Annotated in this window: 4 protein-coding genes; all 4 read right to left on the bottom strand. The window is 73.8% G+C overall.

Annotation, left to right across the window (positions count from 1 at the left end; genetic code table 11):
- Positions 1 to 70 precede the first annotated feature (70 nt).
- Complete coding sequence (locus IG74_RS0139605) at positions 71 to 1,273, bottom strand: acyl-CoA dehydrogenase family protein (protein ID WP_107059130.1); 1,203 nt, start codon at positions 1,271 to 1,273, stop codon at positions 71 to 73.
- Between the two features lie 199 nt (positions 1,274 to 1,472).
- Positions 1,473 to 2,954 carry an MFS transporter gene (locus IG74_RS0139600; RefSeq protein WP_063761332.1) on the bottom strand — a complete coding sequence of 494 codons (1,482 nt, stop codon included), beginning with the start codon at positions 2,952 to 2,954 and terminating at the stop codon, positions 1,473 to 1,475.
- A gap of 99 nt (positions 2,955 to 3,053) precedes the next feature.
- Positions 3,054 to 5,906 (bottom strand): aminotransferase class III-fold pyridoxal phosphate-dependent enzyme, encoded by a 2,853-nt coding sequence (locus tag IG74_RS0139595; protein WP_030687490.1) that lies wholly within the window; start codon positions 5,904 to 5,906, stop codon positions 3,054 to 3,056.
- Between the two features lie 15 nt (positions 5,907 to 5,921).
- Positions 5,922 to 11,745, bottom strand: a 5,824-nt coding sequence (locus tag IG74_RS46695; protein ID WP_030687488.1) for a beta-ketoacyl synthase N-terminal-like domain-containing protein, incomplete at its 5' end; no start/stop codon positions are given.

Here is an 11,745-nt window from a genome sequence, read left to right as displayed (position 1 = left end):
CATCGGGCAATACCGGCGCGCTGCTGCGGAATGGGTCCGGTCGGCCGTTCGGCGGGCCGGAGCGCATTCCTCAGTAGAGCAGGGTCACCGCCGGGTGGACGTCGAGGACCGCACGGCTGTAGTCCTCCAGGATGAGCGGCGCGTTGAGCGCGTTGTGCCGGCTCATCACCGAAATGTCGCGCCACAGGCGCTGGAGCGGGTTCGAGAGGGCGAAGGCGCTGCCGCCGACCGCGTCGAGCAGCTTCTCCACGCCCGCCCGCGACTTCTCCTGGGCGGACTTCTCGTGCATGCGGATCCGGGCCCGCTCCGCCCACGGCATCTGCTGGGTCTCCGGAATGCCGTCGAGCGCCCTGCCGACCTCGGTCAGATGCATCTGGGCGGTCTCGATGAGGTGCGCGGCCTCGCCGAACCACATCTGCACCGAGGGCGCGTCGGCGGCCCGCTCGAAGTTGGCGTACGTGATCGGACGGCCCTTGTCCAGGTGCGCCTTGGTGACCTCCAGGGCGCCCTGCGCCGCGCCCACGATCGCGGCGAGCGACTGCGCGCTGCCCTGGATGAGCATGCTGTCCCGGTGGTCCTCGCCCACGAGGTCCGTGAGGCTGAACGGGGTCGCCCGGCGCTCCGGGATGAACACGTCCTCGGCCACGACGGTGTGGGTGCCGGAGCCGGACAGGCCCGCGGAGTGCCAGGTCCGCTCGATCCGCAGGTCGCTCATGGGCACCACGACGCCCACGAGGTCCGTGGTCTGCTCGTCGCCGTCGTAGACGTGCACGACCGGGATGTACGCCCAGTCCGCGATCTCACAGCCCGAGCTCCACGGGAAGGTGCCGGTGACCCGGAAGCCGCCCTCGGCGCGCCACGCCTTCGTGGTGGTCAGATGGGCCGTGGAGATCACGTACGCGTCGGGGTTGCCCTCGAACACGTCCGCAAGGGCCGTCTCCGGCAGCGCGTTCAGGGCGAAGCGGGTCGACGCGGTGTCGATCGACAGGTTCCAGCCCGCCGAGCCGCAGGCCTTGCCGACCTCGACGACGATCGGCAGGAGGTCCGGCATCCGCAGCTCGTAGCCGCCGAACCGGGTCGGCGTCGTGAGCCGGAAGAGACCGGCGTCCCGCAGCGCGACCACGACCTCCTCCGCGAGCCTGCGGTCCTGCTCGGTCTTCACCGCGTGCTCGCGGATCAGCGGAGCGAGCTCGCGGGCGCGCCGCAACAGCTCCGCCGCGTCCACCGCCGATCCGGTCGTCACGTCCGCCCGCTCACCGGCCACTGCTGTCACGAAGTCCTCCTCAGTAGGTCACATCACTCCGTGCGGGCCAGTCAATCCAGTGGGGCCTCGCGGCCCCAGAGGCCCCGGATACCAAAAGCGGCCGCCCCGCTGGTACTTGGGACCAAGTACCAGCGGGGCGGCCGTTCGGGAGCGCCCCGAAGGGGCGCGGGGAACTGCGCGACCAGCCACAACCGGCCCGCAGGTCGACTCACATGCCGGGGACGGGGGCCGCATCCCCCAGTTCAGGGTCCGGCTGCGCCGTCACGTGGCGGTCGAAGAGCAGGCCGCAGATGACCGCCCCCGCGAGGAAGACCACCGCGCCCCAGAAGAACGCCGTGGTGTAGCTCTCCACGGAGGCCTCGGCGGCCAGCTGCGGCGTGGGCGGCTTGCCCTCGACGAAGTTGTCCGCCGCGGTGATCGCCAGGGTGCTGAGCAGCGCGGTGCCGATCGAACCGCCCACCTGCTGCACGGTGTTGACCAGGGCCGACGCGGCTCCGGCGTCCTGCGGCTCGACCCCGACCGTGGCGACCGCCGCGCCCAGGGAGACCACGAGCCCGAAGCCGACGCCCGCGATGAAGATCGGCGCGAGGATGCCGCCGGCGTACGAGCTGTCGACGCTGAGCTGGCCGAGCCAGAACGAGCCCACGGCGGCGAGGACGAGCCCGCCCGGGATCAGCACCCGCGAGCCGAGCTTCGGTTCGAGCACCGGTGGAATGGTGGTCGCGCCGATCGCGATGCCGACGATCATCGGCAGGAACGCGAGACCGCTCTCGATCGCCGAGAAGTCCAGGATCAGCTGGAGGTAGTAGGTCAGGAAGAGGAACTGCACGAACAGGCCGATGCCCAGCAGGAACATCCCCAGATACGCGCTGCCGCGGTTGCGGTGCAGCACGATCCGCATGGGCAGGAGCGGGGTGTGCGTCCGCAGTTCGAAGAGGACGAACGCGATGATCAGGACGCCGCCCGCGACGAGCAGGCCCCATACGTCGGCGCCGCCCCACTCGCCGTCGTCGGCATTGGACAGGCCGTAGGCCAGGCAGAACAGGCCGACGGACGCCGTCACCGTGCCGGGCAGGTCGAGCTTGTCGGGACGGTGCTCCGCCTGCCGGTTCTGCATGGTCAGCATGGCGCCGACGAACACCGCGGCCACGAAGACGACGTTGACGTACAGGCACCAGCGCCAGTCGAGCCAGTCGGTGAGGGCGCCGCCGAGCAGCAGGCCGAGCGCGAGCCCGCCGCTGCCGAGCGCGCCGTAGACGCCGAACGCCTTGACCCGTTCCTTGGGATCCGTGAACACGGTCAGCAGGAACGACAGCGCGGCCGGCGCGACCAGGGCGGCGAACGCGCCCTGCAGGGCGCGCGCCGTCACCAGCATGGAGAAGCCGTTCGCCGCGCCGCCGAGCACCGACATGATGCCGAAGCCGATGATCGAGACCATCAGGGACCGCTTGGCGCCGATCAGGTCGACGACCCGGCCGCCGAGCAGCAGGAGGCTGCCGAAGGCGAGCGCGTACGCCGTGACGACCCACTGCCGGTCGCCGTCACCGAAGCCCAGATCGGCCTGGGCCGAGGGCAGCGCGATGTTGACGACCGTGGTGTCCAGGAAGATCGTGAACTGTGCGACACCGATGACCGCGAGGATTAACCAGCGCTTGGCGTGGTGCGGGTCCACCGAGGGATCCACCGCCACCTTTGCTCCGGAAGCTGCTGACTCTGGCATTCACTTACCCTTTGTCGATCAGGCCGGACCATCGGCCGATGGTCCGGCGAGCTGAATTCCTGGCAGACGTCAGGCGGAAATCGCCTCGAACCCGTGCTGTTGGGCGAGGTCGATGATTGCGTGCACCCGTTCCTGGGTAATGGCGCCTTCGCTCAACTTTCCGTCGGCGCCCGAGAGTGCGAGGACGATTGCTTCCGCAGCCCCCGCCAGCAATTCACCCGTGTTCAATGGACCATTGAAACCACGCGGCAGAATAGTATCCTCCGGTACCGAAAGAACACCACCCCGCAGGTAAAGCAAATCGTCGCGGCCGGTGACAATGGCTGATTCCGCACCGGTGCCGAAGAAGGACAGATCGGCGATGACTGCGCCCTCGGCGAGATGCTTCTCGGCGAGTACCGGAACCGGACTCGAATGTGCCGCGATGACCGCGTGCGCATTCCGCAGTTCGGTGAGGTCATCGGTCGTGACGACGAACGGATTGACGTCGTAGGAATCGGCGAGGTGCGCGGCGACGGCCTCGGCGCTCGGCTCGTCGGCGGAGCGCCCGTCGGCGAGCCACTTGGTGATGAGCGGCTCGGCGGAGAGCGCCGCCGCGATGCCGGTCAGCTCGCCCCCGGCCGCGATCCGCGTCCACGCGTCCTGGTAGATCCGGTGCTCGGTGGCGCGCAGGCGCTCGGCCGAGCCCTCCCGGCCGCTGCCCACCAGGACGACCCTGGCGACGTACTCGGCGCTGAGCGCGCCGAGGGCCGACCCGACGCGGCCGCCGCCGCCGACGACCGCGACCGTCAACCCGCCCAGGTCGCCGAAGCGTTCGAGCGCGGGCTGTTCGAGCGCGGCCAGGGTGGCGCCGACCGCGAGGGTGCTGCCCGCGGTCAGCGTGACCCCGGGCACCCGCAGCGCGCGGCCGTGGTCGCCCACCGTGCCGAGGCCGAAGCCGATGCCTACGGTCTCGCAGCCGTCGGCCTTGGCCGCGCGCACCCGGCGGTCGAGGTCGAGGCCGATCAGGAAGGTCTGCCCGGTGGTGCGGTAGGCGCGCAGCTGCTGCTGCGAGACCAGGAGCGGGTAGACGGTGAGGTCGACCGAGGCGCCCTGCGGCGAGGTGTAGCGGACCGGTGCCGTCGCGGGCAGGTCCTTGAGCAGTTCGGAGCGCTGGGTGTAGGCGAGCAGCGCCGCGTCGTCCAGGTCGGCGAGCGACGGGTCGAGCTGCCGGAGCGTGTCCGGGGTCAGCGGGTAGCTGACGAGCCCGACCTTGTGGGTGGCGGGCTCGGCGGGCGCGGCCTGCTCGGCCGTCTCGGGCCTGAAGTCCCGGATCTCGGTGCGCGGTTGTGCGGCGGCGCCGGTCAGCGGGTGGATCAGCGGCAGGGCGTCCTGGTTGCGCAGGATCCGGCAGACGTCGGTGAGACCGGTGCGCAGCTGCTCGATCTCCTCGTCGGTGAGGTGGATCGAGGGCTCGATCCGCAGCATGTTGGGCACACTGGCCGTCGGCCCCGTACGGATGCGGTGGACGAGCTGGAGGTAGCTGCCGATCAGGAAGACCAGCAGGCCCGCGGCCGCCTTCTCGCGGATGACCGGGGACGCGGCCCGGCTCTGGTCGGCGAACTCCAGGCCGATGAGCAGGCCCTTGCCGCGGACGTCGAGCACGACGTCGGGGTACTCCTCGGCCAGTTCGCGCAGCACGCCGAGGACGCGTTCGCCGCGCTCCGCGGCCAGGTCGTAGGCGGCCCCGTCGTCGGCTTCAAGGAGTTCGAGGGTGCGCAGGGCGACGGACGTGGTGAAGCCGTCCTTGGCGAAGGTCGAGCTGTGCACCAGCTCGAACTCGGGGCGGTAGCGCGACTGCCGGACCAGCATGGCGGAGGTCTTGCCGAGGCCGCCGCCCAGGGACTTGCCGAGGAGGTAGTAGTCGCCGAGCAGCCCGATGTGGGCGCTCGCGAAGAACTTCCCGGTGCGGCCCATGCCGGTCTGGATCTCGTCGACGACGATCGGGCACCCGGCCGCGTCGCAGATCTCCCGGATGCGGGCGGCGTACTCGGGCGTCAGCTCGTGGATGCCGCCCTCGCCCTGGATGGGCTCGACGATCAGCCCGCCGATGACGGGGAAGGGCCGCTCGACGAGGGTGACCCGGCCGTCCACGACCTCGACGTCGAGCGCGGCCGGGCGGTGCTCGGCAAGCGCGCTCTCCAGCGCCGCCGCGTCGTTCGGCGGTACGAACGTCACCGGCAGGCCGAGCGAGGTGAACGCCGCGCGGAACGTCGGGTTGAAGGTGAACTGGGTGGAGCCGAGGAGCTTTCCGTGGAAGGCCCGCTCCAGGGCGAAGAACACCGGGCTCGTGCCCACGAGGCCGATGTTGTGGGTGGCCACCGCGCCGAGCAGCGCGCCGAACTCCTCGGCGGTGGTCGGCACCGGCACGTCGCCGGGCAGCAGGGACGTGTCGTCGGGCAGCTGGGCGGAGCCGTCGGCGACGGCCTTCACGGCCACGTCGACGTTCCACTCGATCTGCTCGAACAGGCTCTTCAGGCGCAGCGCGCGGTCGAACTCGCAGTGCTTGACGGCCGCTTCGACGGCTTCGGCGCCGCTGTTGGCGAAGATCACCGGGTAGGGCTCGGCGCCGGGGAACTCCCGGCCGAGTATCCCGTTCAGGACCTCGCCGACGCGGTCGGCGACCGGGTGCTCGGAGAACTGCGAGTGCACGGGCCAGCCGGTGTCGAGGAGCTTCTTGGCGTGCGCCACGATCTCCGGGTGGTTGTGGCCGAGCATGAGGGAGCCCCAGCCGCCGACCAGGTCGAGCACGGGCACCTCGGCGCCGCTCTCGTCCAGGTAGTACAGGGAGTTCCGCTCCGCCCGGACGTACTCGACGTTCAGGCCGAAGGTGCCGAGCATGCCGGTCAGTAGGGCTTCGGCGTATCGGGTGGGTGAGTTCACCGTGTCTCCTGGTGGTCAGCGGTTCGGTTGGGCGGAAGCGCGGCCGAGTTCCCGGTCGATGAAGTCGAAGACCTCGTTCTCCGTCGCGGTTTCGATCGCGGCGGCCAGGTCCGTCTCGCCGGTGCCGGGGACCGCGTCGGGCCGCGCGTCGGTCCAGGCCTTGTTCCAGCGGGTGAGGATGGCGTTCAGACGGGCGGCGATCTCGGTGCGGCCGGACTCCTCGTCGGCCGCCGCGTCGACCGGGACGGCCATCAGGACGGCCTCCAGCTTGTCCAGTTCGGCCAGGGCCGAGCGCCTGCTGACGCCGTCGGTGAGGTCGAGCCGCTCCAGCAGGTGGTCCACGAGCGCGCCGGGCGACGCGTGGTCGAAGACCAGCGTCGTCGGCAGGGACAGGCCGGTCCGCTCGCCGAGCCGGTTGCGGAACTGCACGGCGGACAGCGAGTCGAACCCGGAGTCCCGGAAGGACACCTCCCACTGGAGGTGGTCCGGCGCCGCGTGGCCGAGGACCGCGGCCGCCTCGGCGCGCACCAGGTCGCGCAAGTACGTCTCCGCTTCGGCCCGGCCCATCTCCGCGAACCGGTCGCCCTGCTGCTCCGCGCTCGCCCTGCGGCGCTCGCCGCGCGGCACGAGACCGCGCAGCACCACCGGCACCTGCGCGGCGTCGCGGCGCAGCGCCGCCAGGTCGAGCGGCGCGGGCGCGACCACGGCGAGCCCGGTGGCGAGGGCGGCGTCGAAGAGAGCGCACGCCTCGTCCCCCGCGATCACCCGCAGGCCCGGCTGCCCGCCCTCGACCATGCGGCCCCAGGCGAGGGACACCGCGGGCAGGCCGCTCGCCGCGCGGTGCCCGGCGAGGGCGTCCGAGTAGGCGTTCGCCGCGGCGAAGTTGGCCTGCCCGGGGCTGCCGAGCAGGCCGACCACCGAGGAGAACAGCGCGAACAGGGCGGGCGGTGCGTCGGCGGTCAGCTCGTGCAGGTGCCGGGCCGCGTCCACCTTGGGCCGCAGCACGGCCGCGACGCGTTCCGGGGTCAGCGCGGTGAACACCCCGTCGTCCAGGACGTTCTCGGTGTGCACGACGCCGGTCAGCGGGTGTTCGGCCGGGATGGCCGCGAGCAGCGCGCGCACCGCCTCGCGGTCGGCCAGGTCGCAGGCCGCCACCGTGGCCGTCGCGCCCAGGGCGGCGAGGTCGTCCCGCAGCCGCTCGGCGGGCGAGCCGGGGCCGTGCGGGGCGGCGAGCACCAGGTGCCGCACCCCGTACGCGGTGACCAGGTGCCGGGCGAACAGCGCGCCCAGCTCCCCGTCGGCGCCGGTGACCAGCACGGTGCCGCCGTCCGCGAGGGCGGGCGGCGCTGCGTCAGGCACGGCCGCGATAGCGAGCCTCGGCGCGAACAACTGCCCGGCGCGGACGGCCAGTTGGGGCTCGCCCGCCTGGGCCACCAGGGGCAGCTGGTCGACGGACGCCGGGTCGTCGTCCAGGTCGACGAGGACGATACGGTCGGGGTGCTCCGCCTGGGCGGAGCGCAGCAGGCCCCACACGGCGGCACCGGCCGGGTCCGCCACGCCGTCCCGCGCGCCGACGGCCTGCGCGCCCCGGGTCACCACGACGAGGCGGTTGTCCGGCAGGTCCTCCTGAGCCAGCCAGGACCGGGCCGCGTCGAGCGCCCGCGCCACGGCCCGGTGCGCGGCGGCGACCGGGTCAGCGGCTTGGTCCGGCCGCGACGGCTCGACCAGGAGCACGTCCCAGGGGGTGAAGGACGCCGCGGCCTCGGCGGCGTCGGCGAAGCGCAGCGGCGCGATCGCGGCGATGTCGCCGGTGGCTTCGCCGAGCAGGGCGAGCAGGCTCTCCGGCTCGTCGTCGGCCACCGGTGCCACCGGCGTCCACTCGGGTGCGAACAGGCGAGCCGCACCGGCGGACACCGGCGCCGCGCCGCCGTCCCGCGGCGTCAGGACCGCCGGGAGGAGGCGCACGGAGTCGGCCACGAGGACGGGGAGCCCGGCCTCGTCGACGGCCTCCAGGCGGAACGCGTCGGAACCGGCGGGGGCCAGGCGCACGCGCACGACCGTCGCCCCGGTGGCGTGCAGGGCGACGCCCTCCCAGGCGAGCGGGAGCAGCGCGGAGCCGTCCGGGCCCGCCCCGGGTCCGCCGGTGAGCAGCGGCTGCACGGCGGCCTCCAGGAGGGCCGGGTGGATCCCGAAGCCGTCGACGCCCGTGACTGCCCCTTCGGGCAGGCGGACCTCGGCGAACAGCTCGTCGCCCCTGCGCAGCACGGACGTGAGGCCCTGGAACGCCTCGCCGTACCGGTGACCGGCGTCGGCGAGGTCCTCGTACGCCCAGTCCACCGCCGTGGCCCCGGCCGGCGGCCAGACGGCCGGTTCGGCGTCGGCCCGCCCGGCGGCGGGGGCGAGGACGCCGGTGGCGTGGCGGGTCCACTCCGGCGGCGTGCCGTCACCGTCCCGTCCGGGGTCTTCGGCGGGCCGGGAGTGGATCTCCACGGTCCGCCGCCCGGCCGCGTCGGGCTCCCCGGTCACGACCTGTACGCGTACGGCGCCCTCGTCGGGCAGCACGAGCGGCTCGGTGACGGTGAGTTCGGCGAGGTCGGGGCAGCCGGTGGCGTCCCCGGCGCCGATCGCCAGGTCCACCAGGGCCGCCGCGGGCAGCACCGGCACCCCGGCGACGACGTGGTCGGCCAGCCACGGGTGGGTGGCGGTCGAAAGGCGGCTCGTGAACACCGTCTCGTCCCGGCCCGCCACGGCGACGGCCGTGCCGAGCAGGGCGTGCCCCGCGGTGTCGGTGTCCTCGCCCGCGGCGGTGGCGGCGGCCTCGGCGGCCCAGTACCTGCGGCGCTCGAACGGATAGGTGGGCAGGGCCGTGCGGCCCGCTCCGGTGCCCGCGAACACGGCCGCCCAGTCGACGGCCGCCCCGGCGACGAACAGCTCCCCCACGCCGTCGAGCACGGCGTGCACGGCCGGTCGCCCGGCGGCGAGCAGCGGCACCGAGCCGTCGAGCACCCGCGGTCCGCCGGACTCGGCGCACCGGGTCACGCCGTGCTCGGCGAGCCAGCGCGCGGCGGTCGCACCGCCCTCGGTCCCGTCGAGGCCCAGCGGCTCCCCGGCGGTGAGCGGTCGCCCGGTGCGCAGCGAAAGCACGGGGATCCGCGGTGTCTCGTACGTCACCTCTGCCGCGTCCTCGGCCGTCAGGAGGCGGCCCGTGTCGGCCAGGGACAGTGCCCCGGCGACGTGTGCGGCGGCGATCTCGCCGACGCCGGTGCCCGCGACGCAGCCGACGCCGACGCCCCAGGCCTTGACCAGGCGGAACAGCGCCACCTCCGCGGCGAACCCGGCCGCCTTCGGGCCCTGTTCGCCGAGCCCGGCCAGGATCTCGTCGTACGCCTCCGCGTACCCGGGCAGCGTCTCGTACAGCGCGGGCTCGGGTCCGTCCGCGGCCCCGGTGAACAGGAACGCGGTCCGGCCGTCGCCCGCCGCGGGCGCGTCCGCCCCGGCGAGGGCCCGCAGCCCGGTCAGGGCGTCGGCGCCGCCGCCGGTGACGAGCACCGCGCGGTGGTCGAACGCGGCGCGCTGCGCCAGCGAGAACCCGACGTCGAGCGCGTCAGGACCGGTGCCGGACTCCAGGAGCGCGAGCAGCCGCTCGGCCTGTGCGCGCAGGGCCGTCGGCGACTTGGCCGAGAGCACCCACGGCACCACCGGCAGGGACACCTCGGCCGGGGCACCGGCCGGGGGCTCGGGGGCCTGCTCCAGGATGACGTGGGCGTTGGTGCCGCTGAGCGCGAACGCGGACACCGCGGCCCGGCGCGGCCGGTCGAGCTCCGGCCAGGGGCGCTCCTCGGTGAGCAGTTCCACCGCGCCCGACGACCAGTCCACCGCCGAGGTCGGCTTGTCGATGTGCAGGGTCTTGGGCAGCACCCCGTGCCGCATGGCCATGATCGCCTTGACCAGGCCACCGGCTCCCGCGGCGTGCTGGGCGTGCCCGATGTTCGACTTCACCGAGCCGAGCCAGGCGGGCCGGTCCGCGGGCCGCTCCCGGCCGTACGTCGCCATCAGGGCCTCGGCCTCGATGGGGTCGCCGAGCTGGGTGCCGGTGCCGTGCGCCTCGATGAGGTCCACATCGGCGGGTGCGACACCGGCGTTGGCGAGGGCCTGGCGGATGACGCGCTGCTGCGAGGGGCCGTTGGGCGCGGTCATGCCGTTGGAGGCGCCGTCGGAGTTCACCGCGCTGCCCCGGACCAGCGCGAACACCGTGTGCCCGTTGCGCCGGGCGTCGGAGAGCCGCTCCAGGACGAACAGGCCCACGCCCTCGGACCAGCCGGTGCCGTCGGCGGACTCGTCGAACGCCTTGGACCTGCCGTCGGGCGCGAGGGTGCGCTGCCGGGAGAACTCGACGAACCCGATGGGCTGCGCCATCACGGTCGCGCCGCCCGCGAGCGCGAGGCCGCACTCGCCGCTGCGCAGCGCGTTCGATGCGAGGTGCAGCGACACGAGGACCGACGAGCAGGCGGTGTCGATGGACATCGTCGGGCCTTCGAGGCCGAGGACGTAGGAGATCCGGCCGGAGCCGAAGGAGGTCGTGGAGCCGGTCAGGAGGTAGCCCTCGGCGCCCCCTTCGGCCGCGCCCGCGCCCGCCCCGTACTCCTGCGCGGTCAGACCGGTGTAGACGCCGGTGTCGCTGCCGCGCAGCGACTGCGGGTCGATGCCGCCGCTCTCCAGGGCCTCCCACGAGGTCTCCAGGAGCAGCCGCTGCTGCGGGTCCATGGCGAGGGCCTCGCGCGGCGAGATGCCGAAGAAGCCCGCGTCGAAGTCGGCGGCGTCGTAGAGGAAGCCGCCTTCCCGCGTGTAGAAGGTGCCCGGCTTGTCGGGGTCGGGGTCCCACAGCCGCTCGATGTCCCAGCCGCGGTCGTCCGGCATGTCCCCGATCGCGTCGACGCCGTCGGCGACGAGCCGCCACAGGCCCTCGGGCGTGCTGGCCCCGCCGGGGAAGCGGCAGGCCATCCCGACGATCGCGATGGGCTCGTTCGCACCGCCGGAGCCCGGGACGGCCGCCGCGACCGCCGCGGCCGGGGCCGCGAGGTCGCCGCTCAGCTCGGCGAGGACGTACGCGGCGAGCGCCGAGGTCGTCGGGTAGTCGAACACCACGCCGGGCGACAGGCGCAGGCCCGTGACGGCGGTGAGGCGGTTGCGCAGCTCGACGGCCGTGAGGGAGTCGAAGCCCAGGTCCCGGAACGGCACGGTCTCGCTGATCCGCTCGCCCGCGGCGAACTGGAGCACCGCGGCCACCTCGGTCCGCACCAGCTCGGTGACGTGCTCGTGCCGGTCCTGCTCGGGCAGCGCGGCGAGCCGTCCGGCAAGGGCCCGCTGGTCGCCCGCGCCGTGCCGGACCACCCGGCGCGCGGGGCGGCCGACGAGGCCGCGCAGCATCGCGGGGACCGGGACGGAGCCGGACCGCAGCGTCCGCAGGTCGAGCCGCGCCGGCAGGGTCACCGCGCTGTCGAGCGCGAGCGCCCGGTCGAACAGGGCAGGCCCGACCTCCGGCGGGATGGGCCGGAGCCCCGTCTGCTTCAGCTGCTCTGCGGCACCGGCCTGCATGCCGCCGTCGGTGCCCCACAGGCCCCAGCCCAGGGACACGGCGGGCAGGCCGTGGGCGCGGCGGTGGAGCGCGAGCGCGTCGAGGAAGTGGTTGGCGGCCGTGTATCCGGCCTGCCCCGCGTTGCCCAGCGTGCCCGCGAGGGACGAGAAGAGGGCGAAGAGGGCGAGGGGTTGGTGGCGGGTGAGGTGGTGGAGGTGCCAGGCGGCGTCGACTTTGGGGCGCAGGACGGTGGTGAGGCGGTCG

Origin of the sequence: Streptomyces sp. NRRL B-1347 (assembly GCF_000720325.1) — a bacterium.
Classification (GTDB): domain Bacteria; phylum Actinomycetota; class Actinomycetes; order Streptomycetales; family Streptomycetaceae; genus Streptomyces.
The sequence above is the reverse complement of the archived record's forward strand: the minus strand, read 5'-3'. Positions and strand labels throughout refer to the sequence as shown.